Origin of the sequence: Rossellomorea sp. GAMAL-10_SWC (assembly GCF_049568075.1) — a bacterium.
In the GTDB taxonomy this organism is placed as follows: domain Bacteria; phylum Bacillota; class Bacilli; order Bacillales; family Bacillaceae_G; genus Gottfriedia.
The window spans coordinates 3,822,130-3,840,594 of record NZ_CP144911.1 but is presented as its reverse complement, the minus strand read 5'-3'; the positions used below and the strand labels follow the sequence as shown (position 1 = coordinate 3,840,594).

Sequence of the window (18,465 nt, the reverse complement as noted above, 5' to 3'; positions counted from 1 at the left end):
ATAGAGTTATGTGTAGAAGAGTGGTGAGGATATGAAGGTAGGATTATTAATCACTAGTATTGGAAACTTTGGGCAAAAGGGTTTTTATAATTCCCAAGAAATTGGTTTAGCAAAAGAATTAGATAAAATATTTGATGAAGTCATTATCTATAAGTTAATTACAAAGGATAAAAAGTTCATATCTGATAAGGTAGTTGGTTGTAATCACACAACGATAAATTTTATTCCTTCGAAACATTCAGGGATTAATGGATTTTTGGATTTTAATACACTGGATAATACTATTGATGCACTAGTATACTTCTCTGATACACAGCTAATGGTTCCAAAGGTTTATAAGTGGTGCAAAAAGAATGGTATAACACTAATTCCATATATTGGTGTAGTTGAAAGCCATAGTGAGAGTAAGATAAGAAAGGTTATTATCAATGCTCTATTCAAGAGAAATGTTTCCGTTTATAAGAAATGTACATGCATGGTAAAAAATCCGCAGGTACATAAAGTTTTAAAAGAGCAAAAGGTTAAGAATTGTAGAATTGGCCCTGTTGGTCTAGATTTAAGCATAATGAAGACTAAATATGCTGGAAAATCAGTGGCAAAATTAAAGGTTAAATGGGGATTTGAAAGCTCTGACAAGGTGTTGCTATTCATTGGACGTCTGGTTCATGAAAAGCAGCCATTAAAACTTTTAGAGATATTTGAACAAATATATAAGAAAGATATCACTTTTAAACTCTTAATAATCGGGACCGGTTATCTTAAGCATGAAATAAAAAGAGCAGTTTTAGAAAAAAATTTATCTGATTCTGTTAAGATAATAGAAAAAGTTCCGAATACCGAGATATGGGAATTATATAGAATATCAAATGCATTTATTAACTTAAATAAACAAGAAATATTTGGAATGGCTATCCTGGAAGCTATGTATTATGAATGTAAAGTAGTGGCTTGGGAAGCACCTGGCCCAAATTATATTATAGAGAACGGTATAAGCGGAATACTTTGTAAATCTGATAAAGATTTAGTTAAAGGAGTTTTGACACATTACGAGAATATCGGTAGAGCTGCGCATAATAGGGTTATAGATGAATTTACTTGGGCGAAGACTGCTAAGGTAATAGAAGGGATTATTAATTAGTATGGATAACGATATTAAAATTGTTAAACAGCTAAAAAGTGTGTATAAAGCATTAAAATTTAAAATTGAGTACTTAAATAAAAGTGTATTGTCTGAGGAGGCAGGTAATAACTTAATTTTTCAGAAAGTTAATGATGGAATGCCTTGTATGATAGTTAGATTGGGCTCTGTTGAAACACGCTGCATTTATCCATGGATTTATGGTAAAGAAGTAGAACAAAAAACGATAGAAAATGGGATGTATTGTGCCGGAATTTTTCCTCCAACAAAAGAAGGAAATTCTATTTTTTCAAAAATATACTCGGATGCAATTAGCAAAGCAGATATTATGGCTCTTTGCAATGTATATAAAGAAAAAACTATTGTTAATAAATATTGCGCAAGTGCAACATTAATAAGAGCGCGCTCTATCGAGCCATACTATTTTGAAAATCCTTGGACTAGAGCATTAAAAGGAAAACGTGTTCTGATAGTTCACCCCTTTACAGATAGTATTAAAAAGCAATATTTAAAAAGAGAAAAGATATTTGCAAATCAAAATGTACTCCCACAATTTAAATCAATAGAGTTTGTTAGAGCGGTTCAATCTAACGCTGGTGCAGATAGCGAATTTTTAGATTGGAATAGTGCTTATCTATATATGTGCAATGAAATTGCAAAAGTAGAATTTGATATAGCTATTATTGGTGCTGGTGCATATGCATTACCTTTAGCAGCATTTGTTAAGAGTATTGGAAAAATATCTATACAAATGTCTGGGGCAACACAATTACTATTTGGTATTAAGGGCTTTAGGTGGGATAATCATCCAATTATTTCTAAATTCTATAATGAAGATTGGACTCGCCCATCTGCTGACGAGACACCTCCTAAAATTGAAAAAGTAGAAGGTGGAAGTTATTGGTAATAGAGTGAAAAGTGGTGTGAAAGATGACAAAAGTATTAGTTATTTTAACTTGTTTTAATAGAAGAGAAAAAACAACTAAATGTATTAATAGTCTGGTAAATGGAAACCGAAAGTTAGAATTTTCTTTTGTTGTGGTAGATGATAATAGTAATGACGGCACAGTTGAAGCATTGAATGAGTTGCGGCCAAATATAACAATATTATCAGGTGATGGAAATTTGTATTGGGCAGGTGGAATGAGAAAAGGAATTGAATACTGTCATAACAATAAATATGAATCAGATTATGTTCTGTTTGTTAATGATGACGTAGATTTTTATGAAGGATCAATTGATAAATTGATTAATCAAGAAAATAATCTTGGTTCAGTAGTTGTCGGGGCTACGAGTGATGAATATGGAAAATTAACTTATGGAGCCTTAAAGCTTAATGAAGGAAAAGTAAAAGGACAATATTATCCTGTACAGCCTGCTTTTAAGGGGAATTGTGACACATTTAATATGAATTGTGTTTTAATGCCTAAAAGAATATTTGATAGAATGGGAAATTTCGATAAGGTTTATCAACATGCTTTGGCTGATTTAGACTACGGTTTAAAAATTAGTAGATCTGGTTATTACATCGAAGTATCTGAAGATTTTGTAGGGATTTGTCATACCAATTCAATTAAAGGTACATGGAAAGACACTTCACTTAAAAGGCTAGATAGATTAAAGAAGAAGGAGTCTATAAAGGGGCCACCTTTTAAACCATGGTTTTATTACCTAAATAAAAATTTTGGTTTGATTTTTGCAATTAAATATTCTTTATCTCCGTATATAAGGATTTTAATGGGGAAGTAGTTTTTTCTGAAGGGATATTTATAGAATGAAATTAATAATAAAAAAATATGCAATATATCATTATTTAATGATATATCTACTATTACTTTTCCAAGGAGGGGTTATTTTTAAACCCTTTTTGGACTATTTTGTTGTTGGAACCATTATATTATCTGGTTGGTTTATTTTTAAAAAAATACTATATAACAAAGTCATTGATAAAACTATTTTATTTATTTTTATCCTTAGCTCAATATTGTTATTAACGAGTATTATTTCCGCCGGATCTCTGTCCTTATCCACCGTGTTAAATATTATAAGTAGGTTTATGTTGGTTTATTTTGTTTACCAATATGATAAGGAAAATTTTTGTTTTCGCATGGTTAAAATTGTAGTGTTTCTCTCAGTGCTTAGTCTAATAGGATTTTTTATATCTTTAATCAATATGAATATTTTTGGAAATATATTTATTAGATTAATATATGATACCAGTATGTATTATTGGAGCCCGTTTTTTTGTATCTTACAGAGTGATGCTAGTAGAAATATAGGTATTTATGGGGAACCTGGACTCCATCAAATTGCTATTAATGTCGTCTTATTTTTATTATTATTTTATGATGAGAGTGAGTTGAAAATTAAGGCGAATACTAGGATTAAATATATAACTATAATGATTATTACAATTCTAACAATTCAATCAACGACGGGTTTTATTTCAACAATAGTATTATTTATTGGTTATATATTTCAAAAAAAGGACCTTCAGAAGAAGCGTTTAAACAAAGTTTTAATAGGGGCTATAATCCTGTTGACGTTATTAGTTTCTTTTCAAGGTACAGAGAGTTTTATATATAAAAATTTTATAAACAAAATCGCAAATTCTGAGGGAGCAATTGATTTAAACGTATCAACAGGACGATCGAGAACAGTTTCTATGATTGCCGATATACAAGTTGCGCTAAAGCATCCACTTGGCGCAGGATTCGAGATTTATGAGGATGAGTGGAGAAATTATTTAGTTGAATATATTCCAGACCTATCTTCTCCAGTAGGTCTTACAAAATCTTTAGCAACTATAGGTATACCTTCAACTCTAATTATAATGTGGTTTTATATTAGGTTTGCATGGAAGAATCGAAAATCATTTATATCCTTTACCGTATATTTATTCATGCTTATTAATACTTCGTTGGCTCAGCCTGTTTTTTGGTTTCCTGTATTATTGGTAATACCACTGGTTTTAGGTAATAAAATCGTTAAATCATCAAATATAAATGTTAAGAGGAATGATGAAGGATAATTCGGAGGTAGTTATAATAAATGAAGATTTTATGGATTACAAATCAGCCTATTCCAAATATTGCAAATAAGATAGGTGTAAACACAGGAAATGGTGGCGGATGGCTTGTTGAACTAAGCAATCAGCTATCAGCCAATTCAGATATTGAGTTATGCATTGCTTTCCCGGCTTCAAAGAGTACCGAGCTTATAAGTGGTACCGTAGATAGCATAAGTTATTATGCTGTTCCTTTTAAAAAGAATACAACAAAATTTAATACAAGTAGTGTTAAGATATTTGAAAATATAATCAAAGATTATAAACCAGATATTATTCATATTTGGGGAACAGAGTACATTCATTCTTACTGTGCTATCCTTGCATGTAAAAATATAGATTTATTAGATTCAACTGTCGTATCAATACAAGGTTTAGTCTCTGTTTATGAAAAACATTTTTATGGATTTATAGAGAAAAAATTCGTTAATAAATGTACCATAAAAGAATTAATTAAAAGAGATAGCATAGTACAACAGAAAAGGTCTTTTGTTAAAAGAGGAAAATATGAAATAGAAACTTTAAAGATTGCTAGACATGTAATTGGCCGTACAGATTGGGATATCGCATGTTCAACACAAATAAACCCAAGCATTCAGTACCATTTCTGTAATGAAACTCTCAGAAATCAATTTTATATTGAAAAATGGGAAATAGAGCAATGCGAACGACATTCAATTTTTGTTAGCCAAAGCCAATACCCTATTAAAGGATTACATATATTACTTGAGGCATTACCTATTATTTTAGAAAAATATCCCGATACTATTGTCTACGCGACTGGAAAAAATAGATTAGATAAGAGCTTGAAATCATTTTTTAAAGAGGGCACTTATGATAAATATTTAAAAAATCTAATTAGAAAGTATTCATTAGAGGATCATGTAGTCTTTTTAGGTGGTCTCAATGAATATGAAATGTGTAAGAGATTCTGTAAATCGCATGTATTTGTTTCAGCATCATCAATTGAAAATTCACCAAATTCCGTTGGAGAAGCAATGTTATTAGGGGTTCCTGTAGTTACTTCTGATGTTGGTGGAGTAAAAAATATGATTAATCATGGAGAAGAAGGATATGTGTTTCAGGCAGATGCCCCTTATATGTTAGCATATTATGTTACACAAATTTTTCAAAATGATGAAATCGCAATAAATTTTTCTAAGAATGCTAGAAATCATGCCCAAAAGACACATGATAGAGAAAGTAATTTAGAGACCTTAATTAAAGTATATAAAGAGATTGAATAATTAAATGATTAATCTTATTAAGAATATATACAAAGAGGCGTGAAAAAGTTTATTAGTTATCTAATGTAATAGTTAGAGCAAAACATTATTACACTAACACTTAAAGAATGCAAGGAAAATTAATTATAGAAGTGGGATATAAATGATAAGTGAATTAAAAAAGAAAATAGATGCAGCAACATATGTATCCTTTGATATTTTTGATACAGCAATCTTGCGATTGGTAAAAGAACCAATAGATGTATTTAAAGTTATTTCAGAAAAATATAATCGTGAAAATAACCAGTTAGGTTATGATTTTGTTAAAGCTCGAATTCAAGCAGAAAAAAATGCAAGAGTTTATTTATGTAATGATAATTGTGAAGAAGTTACACTTAAAGATATTTATAGTTATTATAATTATCTTACATATGACAAAGAGGCATCTGATAAGCTTTACGAAATGGAAAAATTAATAGAAAAAAACTTAATCGTGAGAAATCAATATATTTATGAAGTTTATAGTTATTGTATCGAAAAACAGAAAGAGGTTTTATTTATATCTGATATGTACCTTGATAAGGAAGATATAGAACATATATTGAAAAGAGAGGGATATGAGGAATATAAAAGACTATATCTTTCTTCTGATATTCTTAAGACGAAGTATAGTGGTAATTTGTTCAAATTTGTATTAAAAAACCTGAAATGTTCTCCTGATGAGTTACTTCATATAGGTGACCATGTACATTCAGACATAAAAATTCCATCAGAAATAGGAATAAACACATTTTATTATTCTAACTCAGAACAAGTACGAAAAAAAGTATATAAAAAAAATATGTTTGATCAGTTGTTACAAAGTACATCAACAGCTTCTGAATCCTTTTATTATGGCCTAATAAATCGTCAGTTTTATTCGAATCCTGAAGTGAAAAGTAATGATTTTTGGTTTGATTTGGGTTATTCAACTTTTGGTATTGCAGCTTATGGATTTACAAAGTGGATTATCGATAAGATAACAAAAGAGAAAAATAGTGTGGTATGCTTTCTAGCTAGGGATGCGTATCTGTTTAAAAAACTAGTAAGCACTATACTTCCAGATGCAGATTCTAATATGAATTCAAAATATATATATATGTCTCGCCGAGCTTTACGGATGGCACATATGAAAGAGTCATTAAATGAAGAAGATTTATCTTATTTAACGGGAAATGTAAAGAGCTTAAGGGTTAGAGAAGTATTTGAAAGATCAAGTATCAATTATGATAAGCATAGGGAACTTATCCTTAAACACAATTTTAGTTCTGTTGATCAAATTATCATAAATGACAGTGAAATCGATTCTCTGAAAAAATTGTTTAAATGTTATCCAATAGAGCAGGAAATTCTTAATAGGGCTTCAATTGAACGATCTAATTTATTAGGGTATTTAGACCAAGAAGATGTATTAAAGTCAAAAAATATTATATTAATTGACATAGGTTGGAATGGAAATATACAAAAGGCTTTTTCCGATTTACTTAAAGATATAGATGACGAATATCAAATAAAAGGATACTATTTTTCTACGTTTAATACAGTTAGAGATAAATTAGAATCCGGTTATTTTTTAGAAGGATATTTGGTGAATAATGGAGTTCCATATGAAAACAATTTGGTAGTATCAAAAAACTTAGTATTATTAGAAAGTATTTTTACCGCACCACATCCTAGCTTAAAGAAATTTAAAAAGGTTGAAGGTCAGTATATACCTTCTTTTGAAGAATTTAGAATTAGTGAAGCTGAACTATCAAAAATAATGCGTATACAAGACGGAATTATAGAATTTGTAAAAGACTACAATAAAATTGTAAAAGATAGTCTAAACTCGAACATAGATCAAGAGTTGATAATATCGCTTTTGAGGAGGTTACATGACTATCCTACAAAGAGAGAAGCAAGTTTACTTGGAAGCCTAACACATTTCGATTTTGGTCGTACGTTTAATCTGGCTAAACCATTACCTATCTATAAATATATTATTAATCCCAAAAGTAGCTATACTCATATGAAATCGTCACTTTGGAGAGAAGCTTATTTATGTAAACTTTTAGGTAATTGGATATTTAGAAAAAGTGTAAAACGTATTTTAATAGATTTAAAGAAAATATTTAAAAAATTAAATCTACTATAACCAAAATCAGAATCAGAATCATTTAGAATATTATTTTGATTCTGATGTTTGGTTAAATAAGTAAAAGTAAAATTAAAAACAGAATTCTTAATTAATACATTTTGTTTTGATTTTTAATAAATTCAAAATAACAATACAACTATCAGAAGTATTTTTTTCGGGAGATTAGTTTATTAATGAAAAGAAAATCAGCATTACTTAACATATTTAGTGGAATTTTTAGCAAAATTATTACACTTGTACTTGCAATTGTAGTACCCAAACTTATTATTGAAAATTACGGTTCTGAATACAATGGACTAATTTCTTCTATTACAGGAATATTTATTTATCTTAATTTGCTTGAGGCTGGTGTAGGAGGAGCTTCAATTCAAGCGTTGTATTCACAGATTGCACAGAAAAACCAAGATAAAATTAATGGGATTTTTTCTGCTACATCGAACTACTATACTAAAACTGGAATTTATTTTTTAGCCTGTGTTGCTGTAATGGCTTTTTTATATCCTTTAGCAGTTCATAGTCAAATCAGTTATTTTAAGATAGTAATGTTAATATTAATATCTGCTTGTCCTACTCTTGTAAGCTACTTTTTTCAAGGTAAATATAATATATTAATAACAGCAGATAATAAAAGTTATATAGTAACGGCATTTTTAACTATATTTAATATATTATCTAACATTGTAAAAATAATATTAATTGTATGGGGATCTGACATTGTAGTGGTACTTCTGTCCTCAGCTGTGTTGAGTATGATAAATTCTATTATTTTTGTAAGATATATTAAGAAAAGATATTCTAATCTAAATCCATTAGTAACTCCAGATTTTGCAGCAATTTCAAAGAAAAATGATGTAATGGCATTTCAAATTTTAGGTATTATTATACATAATACCGATGTTTTATTATTAACATTATTTTGCGACTTAAAAGTGGTGAGCGTTTACTCCATTTATAATATGATTATAGCTCAAATAGTATCTTTTCCCCAAATATTTACCAAAGGAATTATTGGTGGTATGGGTCAATTATATTATGAAAATATAAGCAAGTTTAAAAAAGTATTTAACTTTTATGAAGCTTATTATATTGCCTTATCATTCGTTTTTTTTATTACTACCTATATTTTATTGACTCCATTTCTAAAATTATATATTAGTAATACAGACATAAATTACATTGATAAATGGCTACCACTTTTGTTTATTATGATTTCCATACAAGAGGGGATACGATTTCCTTCAGGTGATGTATTTACAATTACAGGCCAATATAAGGACTTAAAAAACTATGCAATTACAGAGGCAATCTTAAACATAGTGTTATCTTTGATTTTGGTAAAGTTTTTTGGAATATATGGTGTTTTAATTGGTACATTTCTATCGATGTTTTATTTTACTTTTGCATCAATAAAGTATGTTTCAAAAAAAATTTTACAGCGCTCAAATATTCTTCCACTTCGTCGTGCTTTAGCCTGTCTGTGTCTTGCAACGGTTCTAATATTATTCAGTAACACAATCGATTTTCATATAGAAAATTACTTTCAATTTCTTTGTGTTGGTATTTTAGTATTTATTTTATTAAGCGTACTATATATCGTTCTAATATCTTTAATTGAAAAAGAAGCTAGAGCTACGCTGTTTGAATATCTAAAACCTTCTTTAGGCAAATTTCTAAAATGATTAAAATTCCAAGAAGAAGTATTATTCACAATAAAAATATTTAATTACATTAACATTCTGTACTTCTATTACTATTAAGGAATCGGTTAAGATTATCTTGAGGTTTAACTGAATGATTAAGTTTAAATAAAAAATTAGTTAGAAAATCTGGTTATAAGATATATATTAGTTAATTTGTTACATCATAAAATTTTTATCTTTATGGGTTAATATAAAATGCGAAAGGAGTGCATGTATGTGAATATAGTAGTTGCTGGTACTGGTTACGTCGGTTTAGTAACCGGAGCATGCCTTGCAGAAGTAGGAAATAAGATCTTATGTGTAGATATAGATAATGAAAAAGTAGATAAAATGAAAAAAGGAATCACTCCAATTTATGAAGAGGATCTAGAAGAACTAATGCAAAGAAACTATGCTGCTGGGCGAATTGATTATACAATCGACTATACTAATGCATATAAAAATGCAGATATAATTATTATTGCTGTAGGTACGCCTGAACGAATCGATGGATCTGCAAACCTAGATTTTGTAAAAAAAGTAGCTCGACAAATTGCAGAAAACGTAGAAAAGGATGTACTAATCGTTGTTAAATCTACCGTTCCAATCGGTACAAATGATGAAATTGAAGCATATTTAAGAAAATATTTAAAAAATAATGTGCATATTGAAGTAGCATCAAATCCTGAATTTCTCGCACAAGGTACTGCAGTTTATGACACTTTAAATGCTTCAAGAATAGTTATTGGTGTAGAAAGTGACTGGGCTCGAGAACGTTTAGAGAAAATCTATCAACCTTTTAATCAACCAATAGTTGTTACGAATCGTCGTAGTGCGGAAATGATTAAGTATGCATCAAACGACTTCCTAGCTTTAAAGATTTCATTTATGAATGACATTGCAAATCTATGTGAGATTGTTAGTGCAAATGTTGAAGATGTAGCAAAAGGAATGAGCTATGATGACCGCATTGGCAATAAATTCTTGAAAGCAGGTCTAGGCTATGGTGGATCATGCTTCCCTAAAGATACAAAAGCATTACATTGGTTAGCAAGTGATCAAGATTATGAGTTAAAAACAATAAAAGCTGCCATTGAAGTAAATGAAAATCAAAAAATGAGATTAATTAAAAAAGCACGTAATATGGTTGAAAGCTTTGAAGGAATGAAAATTGCAGTATTAGGGTTAACATTTAAACCGGGCACAGACGATATGCGAGAAGCACCTTCGATTCCAAATATTAATTACCTTATTGAACGTGGCGCAAATATTGTAGCATATGACCCAGTTGGAATAGAAAATGCAAAGAAACATTTTGGTGACAAAATTACGTATACTACCTCAATAATTGAAGCATTAAATGAAAGTGAAATGTGCTTTATTATGACTGAGTGGAAAGATGTTATGAACTTTGACATTAATCAATTCTGTAATTTAATGAAGAACCCAATCGTTTTTGATGGTAGAAATTGTTATAAACCTATAGATATGGCACAAGCAGGTGTTGAATATCATTCAATTGGTCGTGAAGTGGGAGTTCCTGTTCTTGAGAGTATATTAAATTGAGATAGTCCTATTTTCTATTAAGAAAATGAGGGCTATTTTTATTGGGATTAATTATATAAATAGTGGGGAGAGATTTTATGCGTTTAGTCCTTTTATCAGGCGGTTCAGGTAAACGATTATGGCCATTATCTAATGACTCGCGTTCAAAGCAATTTTTAAAAGTATTATCTAATGAACATAACGAGCTAGAGTCTATGGTTCAAAGAGTATGGAGCCAATTAGAAAGCTTAGGAGTAGCAGAAAATACTGTAATTGCTACTAGTAAAACACAAACAGAAATGATAAAAAGTCAAATAGGTGAAGAAGTTAAAATAATTGTTGAACCAGAACGACGAGATACGTTCCCAGCGATTGCATTAGCTTCTTCTTTTTTATTTTCTGAAGAACTTATTGATGAAAATGAAATTGTTGCAGTATTGCCAGTTGATCCTTACGTTGATAAAGCATTTTTTCAACGTGTTTTAGATTTAGAAAATGTTTTGAAGAATTCTGATGCAGATTTAGCTTTAATGGGAATTAACCCAACTTATCCTTCGTCAAAATATGGTTATATAGTTCCGGAAACAGTAAATGATGGAGTTATCCAAGTAAGTCATTTTAAAGAAAAGCCATCTGAAGTAGAAGCAGAAGAGTTAATTCATGATGGTGCAATTTGGAATAGTGGCGTATTTGCATTTCGTTTGGGATCATTGTTAAAGATTCTTGAAGAAAAAGATTTACCGTTAGTTTATAGTGAGCTTTCTTCAAATTATAGTAAACTTCCAAAAATAAGCTTTGACTATGAAGTTGTTGAAAAAACAGACAAAATTGTTGCGATTGGTTACGAAGGCTATTGGAAAGATCTTGGAACTTGGAACACGTTAACTGAGGAAATGGGTTCTGATACTTTAGGGCAAGTTTTTAAATGGGGTAATTGTGAAAATACTCATGTCATTAATGAATTGCATATTCCTGTAACAGTAATGGGGATTCAAGATGCTATTGTTTCAGTTAGTCCTGATGGCATATTAGTATCTGAAAAAATGGCAAGTCAAAAGATTAAAGAAGTTGTAGAAAATTTAGATCAGCGTCCAATGTTTGAAGAGCGTCGATGGGGTTCATATCGTGTACTTGATCAAATGGTATATGATAATGGGACGCACAACGTTACAAAGCGAATTAACATACTACCTGGAAAGAACTTAAGCTATCATCGTCATCAACATTGTGAAAAAGTTTGGACGATTGTAAAGGGTGAAGGAATATTTGTCATTGATGGACAAATTAACGTTGTTCGTGAAGGAGATGTATTAACTATTCCTGTTGGATCTTTCCACACATTAAAAGCGATAACTGATTTAGAATTTATTGAAGTCCAAACAGGCTATCCAGTTGTTGAGGGTGACATTGAACGTAAATATTTAGAATGGTTAGATATTGAACGTGAGTGTTACAAGGTAAAAAGATAATATTTTATGAGGTAATCGATGAAAACAATCGCATATTATATTTCAGATTACGGATATGGTCATGCTTCTAGAAGTATTGCCGTTATCCGTAATTTTTTAAATAGAACATCAGATGTTAGAGTAATTATTTGTAATTCGTTCGCTATAGAATTTTTAAAAGAATCTTTAGTTGAATATGGTGAACGTGTTGTTTTTCATGAAGTTCAGACGGATATCGGATATGTGCTTAAAAAAGATTCACTAGAGCCAGACCCGATTGCACTTAAAAATAGACTTTATGATTACTATCAAAATTGGGAAGAAATAGTTGAAAATGAACTAGAATATTTTAAAGAAAAAAGTATTGTAGGTATTCTATCTGATATATCTCCGATTGGAATAGAAGTAGGATCTATTCTCGATGTTCCTACGATAGGTATTTCTAATTTCACGTGGTATTCTGCATACAAAGACATTCTAAAAGAACAGGATTTGGAAAGATTAAGAAAATCATATGAACAACTTGATTACTATTTTTCTCTTGCAACAAATCAAGAAAAATGGGGTCGAGTTGGAGAATTCAATTTTTCATTTTTCAGTAGAACAGTTGAACTAAAAGAAGTTAATAGAATAAGACAAATTGTAAATCTACTTGGCAACAAAAAGGTAATTTTTGTTGGTATAGGTATGAAAATAGATATGTCATTAATGGATTTACCTATATGGTCCAATGATGAAAACGTCTATATTGTTTCCTCAAATATTCAAGTGGAAGGAGAAAATATTTTTAAGATCCCTTCCGACTATACAGAGTCACAAAACTATATCGCAGCGAGTGACATCATCATTACGAAAGCAGGCTGGGGTACAGTTAGTGAGGCTGTAAACCAAGGTAAGTCACTTTATGTCATTGATAGACAATCATTAAATGAAGATCGAAATACTATTTCATATTTAAAAGAATATAATTTAGCTGAAGCAATTACATTAGAAAAATTATATTCAGTTAAAGATTTACCAATTAGTGAAGAAGTTAAAAATGAAAATGAAGTGGGACTTATTGTAAATAAAATTTGTGAAATTTTAAACTTAAAGATTAATCCTGAATCCATCTAGAATTTCTAGATGGATTTTTATTATTAGAATAATTAAGGGGAAGGTTTTTGTAAATGAACGTATTAATAGAAAAACAGGATCTTTTCTTTTTTAGACCGGTCTTTCAAGAACGCATTTGGGGTGGAACTCAACTAGAAGAAATTTTTGGTTACGAGATTCCTAATGACAAAACTGGAGAATGTTGGGCAATTTCAGCACATGATAATGGTTCTAGTGTTATAGCTAATGGGGAGTATAAAGGTTTATCTTTAAGCGAACTATGGGACCAGCAAAGACACTTATTTGGAAATTTACAAGGTGAGAAATTTCCACTATTAACAAAAATTCTAGATGCAAAAAACGATTTATCAGTTCAGGTTCATCCTAACGATACATATGCTCAAATCAATGAAAACGGTGAGTTAGGAAAAACTGAGTGCTGGTATGTTCTTGATTGTGAAGAAGACGCTGAATTGATAATTGGGCATAATGCTCAGACAAAAGCTGAATTTCTTTCCGCAATTGAGGAGAACAAATGGGATGAAATTCTTCGTCGAATTCAAATAAAGCCCGGAGATTTTTTCTATATACCAAGCGGAACAGTACATGCAATTTGTAAAGGAACATTAATCCTAGAAACGCAACAAAACTCAGACACAACTTATCGTTTATATGATTATGATCGATGTGATGATAGCGGTAATTTAAGAGAGTTACATATAGAAAAATCAATGGATGTCATTACTTTTCCTCATGCTAATGCCAACCCAATAAGAGCTGAATATCAACAAGAAGGTACTTTAATTACAGAATTTATAGACAATGAATTCTTCTCCGTGGAAAGATGGAAAGTAACTGCTACAACAAATCTACTAAATAATAATCCTTTCATTTTAGCTAGTGTTATTGAAGGTGAAGGAAGTATTACTATTAATGAAGAAACTCATTCTCTAAAAAAGGGAATGCACTTTTTAATCCCATGCTATGTAAAAGAATTCTCTCTTAATGGTGAAATGGAATTAATTACTTCCCATGTTTAAAGAGGTATAATTGATAGTTTGAAATAAACGCTTAATTTTTTGACATTCTATACATTTAAAAAAGAGGTTACGATATATGAATTATATAAATCAATTCGAAAGATGGTATAAACATCCATCATTAGACTATGAAATAAAATCATTACTGGAACAAATGAAATCAAATAAAAAACTAATAGAAGACAACTTCTACAAAAACCTAGAATTCGGCACAGGCGGAATGCGAGGAGAACTAGGCGCAGGAACAAACCGCCTAAACATTTACACAGTAAGAAAAGCATCAGAAGGACTAGCACGCTTCATCGAAAACCAAGGCGAAAAAGCAAAACATCAAGGTGTAGTAATTGCCTACGACTCACGTCACAAATCACCCGAATTTGCAATGGAAGCAGCAACAACTCTAGGCACACATGGTATTAAAACATATGTTTTCGAGAGTTTACGACCAACTCCAGTTTTATCATTTGCAGTTCGATATTTAGGTGCGTTCAGTGGAATCGTACTAACAGCAAGTCATAATCCACCGGAATACAACGGATACAAAGTATATGGTCCCGATGGTGGTCAACTTCCTCCCGCAGAAGCAGATGCATTAACTAGCTTCGTAGATCAGGTAGAAGATGAATTATCAGTAGAAGTAGCTTCAAAAGTAGATCTACTAGCTAATGGTTTACTAGAAATAATAGGCGAAAAAGTAGATTCAGCTTATTTAGAAGAGTTAAAAACAGTTGTTGTGAATGCTGAAATTGTAGAAAAGCATGCAAAGGATTTAAATATTGTTTTCTCACCTTTACACGGGACATCTAATATTCCTGTTCGTAATGGATTAAGTATGTTAGGTTACACGAATGTAACTGTAGTCAAAGAGCAGGAGCTTCCAGATCCAAACTTTACAACTGTAAAATCTCCAAATCCAGAAGAACATGCGGCATTCGAACTAAGTATTCAGTACGGTGAACAAGTAAATGCAGATGTATTAATTACAACTGATCCAGATGCAGACCGTTTAGGCGTTGCTGTGCGTAACGCTGAAGGCGTATTTACGATTTTAACAGGTAACCAAACTGGTGCGTTAATGCTTGAGTATTTATTATCTCAAAAGAAATCACTTGGAACTTTACCAGAAAACGGAGTAGTTTTAAAAACAATCGTTACTTCTGAAATTGGACGAGTGATTGCACAAAACTATGGTATTGATACGATTGATACACTTACTGGCTTCAAGTTTATTGGTGAGAAAATTAAGGAATATGAACAAACAGGTGAATACAAATTCCAATTTGGCTATGAAGAAAGCTATGGCTATTTAATTCGTGATTTTGTACGAGATAAAGATGCAGTTCAATCAGTTATTTTAGCTTGTGAGGTAGCTGCTTTTTATAAATCTCAAGGAAAAACTTTATATGATGGATTACTAGAAATCTTTGAAAAGTATGGATTCTTTAAGGAAGAATTAGTTTCTATGACATTGAAGGGGAAAGATGGAGCGGAGCAAATTCAACAAATGATGAATGAGTTCCGTATGAATCCACCGAAAGAGTTTGCTAGTCTTGAAGTAGCAGTAATTGAAGACTATAAGGAAAGTACTAAAACAAATCTTGAAGATGGAACGACTATTGAAATCAATCTTCCTAAATCAAATGTACTAAAATACATTCTATCTGATGAATCATGGTGTGCATTACGACCATCAGGTACTGAGCCGAAAATTAAATTCTATTTCGGAGTAAAGGGAAATTCATTAACAAATAGCGTTGAAAAATTAGACGCAATTAAAAGAGATTTATTAAGTCGTTTTGACAAGTAAGAAAATGGGTGCACAGGAGAATCTAAAATGAAGATCCTGTGCTTTTTTTATTTTGTGAAAAATAGAGGCTATGCCTACACTATATTATAGAAGAAACTAAAAAGGAGAGGTTTTCATGATTCTAGTCGTTGGTGGAGCTGGATACATAGGTAGTCACGCAGTTAAAGAACTAGTCGATCAAAACTATGGAGTAGTTGTATTAGATAATCTAACAACTGGTCATCGTGAAGCAGTAGATGAGCGAGCGATCTTTGTTGAAGGTGATTTAGGAGATGCAACTATTTTAGAAACTATTTTCTTAACTTATAATATTGATGCCGTAATGCATTTTGCTGCTTATAGTTTAGTAGGTGAATCTGTTATTAATCCATTAAAATATTATCAAAACAATGTTGGTGCGACATTAACATTACTAGACAATATGATAAAGTTTGGCGTAAAGAAATTTATCTTCTCTTCTACTGCAGCAACATATGGTATTCCTGAAGCTGATATCATTACAGAAGAAACAGTAACGAATCCAATCAATCCATATGGTCAATCAAAATTAATGATTGAAAAAATACTTGCAGATTTCCATAAAGCGTATGGTTTAGGCTATGTTGTTCTCCGTTACTTCAATGCAGCGGGAGCACATGCTACAGGATTAATTGGAGAGGATCACACTCCTGAAACTCATTTAATACCACTAGTGCTTCAACATTTACTTGGTCAACGGGAGTCAATCAGTGTATTTGGAAGTGATTACCTAACGCCAGATGGCACATGTATCCGCGATTATATCCATATTACTGACTTGGCATCGGCACATATATTAGCTCTAGCAAGTTTACTAGAAAATGGTGACCTTAATAAGACGTATAATTTAGGGAATGGAAAAGGATTTTCTGTAAAAGAGATTATTGAAACATGTGAAAGAATTACAGAAAAAAATGCAAATATCATCTTTACTGACCGTCGAGAAGGCGATCCAGCTCAACTAATTGCTTCATCACAAAAAATATATGAAGAATTAGGCTGGGAGACGAAGTATTCTTTAGAGCAAATAATCGAAACAGCATGGAATTGGCATCAAAAGAATCCAAATGGATATAAGAAACAATTTATTATGAACTGAAGTTAACATGACCTTCTTTCGGAGGTTGTGTTTTTTTTATTTTTCAAAAAATTACCAATAAAAGTTATGCAAATGCCTGTCTAATCAAGTAAGATAGAAAGGTAAGTAATTCTGACTATTTTTCATCGAAAAATAAGTTCGTAATTAAAGGAGAAAAATCTTGTCCAGATCAGAAAAAAGCTCATCTAAAAAAATGTCTACAACAAAAAAAGTACTAATAATCGTACTAAGTGTACTAGTTGTCATTGGTTTAGGAATAGGCGGTTATGCATATTCAATTTACCACAATGTAAATAAAACATCAGACGCAATCTATAAAGACATAAAGAAAACAGATAAACGAAAAGAAGAAGTAAATGTTGAAAAGAAAGAACCTTTCTCTATTTTACTATTAGGGGTGGATCATCGTCCTGGTGATAAAGGTCGTTCGGATTCGATGATGGCGTTGACGGTTAATCCGAATACAAATACAACTAAAATGGTTAGTATACCACGTGATACAAGAACTGAAATTGTTGGAAAAGGGAAAGAAGATAAAATTAACCATGCCTATGCATTTGGTGGAATTCAAATGTCTGTTGATACAGTTGAAAACTTCTTGAACATTCCTATCGATTATTATCTTGAAGTTAATATGGAAGGCTTTAAGGATATCGTTGAAGCAGTAGGTGGAGTTGATGTAAATAATGACTTAGACTTTACTTATGAAGGTGTTCACTTTACGAAAGGACCAATTCATTTAAATGGTGATGATGCCTTAAAGTTCTCTCGTATGCGTAAGTTAGATCCACGTGGTGACTTTGGTCGAGAGCTTCGTCAAAGAGAAATTCTTGAAGCGGTTATTAAAAAGGGAGCTTCAATTTCTTCTTTAACAAACTATCAATCGATTTTACAAGCAATTCAAAAGAATGTTGTAACAAATATCACTTTAAATGATATGGTTTCAATTCAAAAGGATTACCGTCAGGCTGCGCAAAATATTAGTAAGGCCCAAGTTAAAGGTCAAGGCAAGATGATTGATAAAATTTATTATTTTATTGTACCCAAACAAGAAAAAGATAGTATATCTAATGATCTTCGTCAGCACTTAGAATTACCTTCAGAAACAAAATAATATCTAAATC

General features: G+C 31.0%; 14 protein-coding genes. All 14 read left to right on the top strand.

The features are described 5' to 3' along the window. Window positions 1-31: 31 nt before the first annotated feature. The 14 genes from V5E38_RS18675 (at window position 32) to tagU (ending at window position 18,455) form a co-directional block, all read left to right on the top strand. Window positions 32-1,138 (top strand): glycosyltransferase family protein, encoded by a 1,107-nt coding sequence (locus V5E38_RS18675; protein ID WP_499211091.1) that lies wholly within the window; start codon window positions 32-34, stop codon window positions 1,136-1,138. 1 nt (window position 1,139) lies between these two features. Further along, on the top strand, window positions 1,140-2,045 hold the full coding sequence (locus tag V5E38_RS18670) for a hypothetical protein (protein ID WP_499211090.1): 906 nt from the start codon (window positions 1,140-1,142) through the stop codon (window positions 2,043-2,045). A 23-nt stretch (window positions 2,046-2,068) separates the two neighbouring features. Then, the gene (locus V5E38_RS18665; RefSeq protein WP_499211089.1) at window positions 2,069-2,887 is read left to right on the top strand and encodes a glycosyltransferase family 2 protein; all 819 of its coding nucleotides are present in this window, start codon (window positions 2,069-2,071) and stop codon (window positions 2,885-2,887) included. Window positions 2,888-2,912: 25 nt separating this feature from the next. Then, a complete protein-coding gene (locus V5E38_RS18660; RefSeq protein ID WP_499211088.1) occupies window positions 2,913-4,169 on the top strand; it encodes a hypothetical protein in 1,257 nt (418 codons plus the stop codon). 20 nt (window positions 4,170-4,189) lie between these two features. Further along, entirely contained in the window at window positions 4,190-5,452 is a 1,263-nt protein-coding gene (locus V5E38_RS18655) for a glycosyltransferase family 4 protein (protein WP_499211087.1), read from the top strand. A gap of 142 nt (window positions 5,453-5,594) precedes the next feature. After that, window positions 5,595-7,607 carry an HAD family hydrolase gene (locus V5E38_RS18650; RefSeq protein WP_499211086.1) on the top strand — a complete coding sequence of 671 codons (2,013 nt, stop codon included), beginning with the start codon at window positions 5,595-5,597 and terminating at the stop codon, window positions 7,605-7,607. Window positions 7,608-7,783: 176 nt separating this feature from the next. After that, complete coding sequence (locus V5E38_RS18645) at window positions 7,784-9,289, top strand: lipopolysaccharide biosynthesis protein (protein ID WP_499211085.1); 1,506 nt, start codon at window positions 7,784-7,786, stop codon at window positions 9,287-9,289. Window positions 9,290-9,520: 231 nt separating this feature from the next. Next, on the top strand, window positions 9,521-10,855 hold the full coding sequence (locus V5E38_RS18640) for a UDP-glucose dehydrogenase family protein (protein ID WP_499211084.1): 1,335 nt from the start codon (window positions 9,521-9,523) through the stop codon (window positions 10,853-10,855). 77 nt (window positions 10,856-10,932) lie between these two features. Then, a complete protein-coding gene (locus V5E38_RS18635; protein WP_499211083.1) occupies window positions 10,933-12,303 on the top strand; it encodes a sugar phosphate nucleotidyltransferase in 1,371 nt (456 codons plus the stop codon). Window positions 12,304-12,321: 18 nt separating this feature from the next. Continuing rightward, on the top strand, window positions 12,322-13,398 hold the full coding sequence (locus tag V5E38_RS18630) for a glycosyltransferase family protein (RefSeq protein WP_499211082.1): 1,077 nt from the start codon (window positions 12,322-12,324) through the stop codon (window positions 13,396-13,398). Between the two features lie 53 nt (window positions 13,399-13,451). Then, complete coding sequence (gene manA / locus V5E38_RS18625; RefSeq protein ID WP_499211081.1) at window positions 13,452-14,417, top strand: class I mannose-6-phosphate isomerase; 966 nt, start codon at window positions 13,452-13,454, stop codon at window positions 14,415-14,417. 76 nt (window positions 14,418-14,493) lie between these two features. Then, the gene (locus V5E38_RS18620; protein ID WP_499211080.1) at window positions 14,494-16,224 is read left to right on the top strand and encodes a phospho-sugar mutase; all 1,731 of its coding nucleotides are present in this window, start codon (window positions 14,494-14,496) and stop codon (window positions 16,222-16,224) included. A gap of 115 nt (window positions 16,225-16,339) precedes the next feature. After that, window positions 16,340-17,341 (top strand): NAD-dependent epimerase/dehydratase family protein, encoded by a 1,002-nt coding sequence (galE, locus tag V5E38_RS18615; RefSeq protein ID WP_499211079.1) that lies wholly within the window; start codon window positions 16,340-16,342, stop codon window positions 17,339-17,341. Between the two features lie 193 nt (window positions 17,342-17,534). After that, window positions 17,535-18,455: an LCP family protein gene (gene tagU, locus V5E38_RS18610; protein ID WP_499213604.1), complete on the top strand. Its 921-nt coding sequence runs from the start codon at window positions 17,535-17,537 to the stop codon at window positions 18,453-18,455. Window positions 18,456-18,465: the final 10 nt, after the last annotated feature.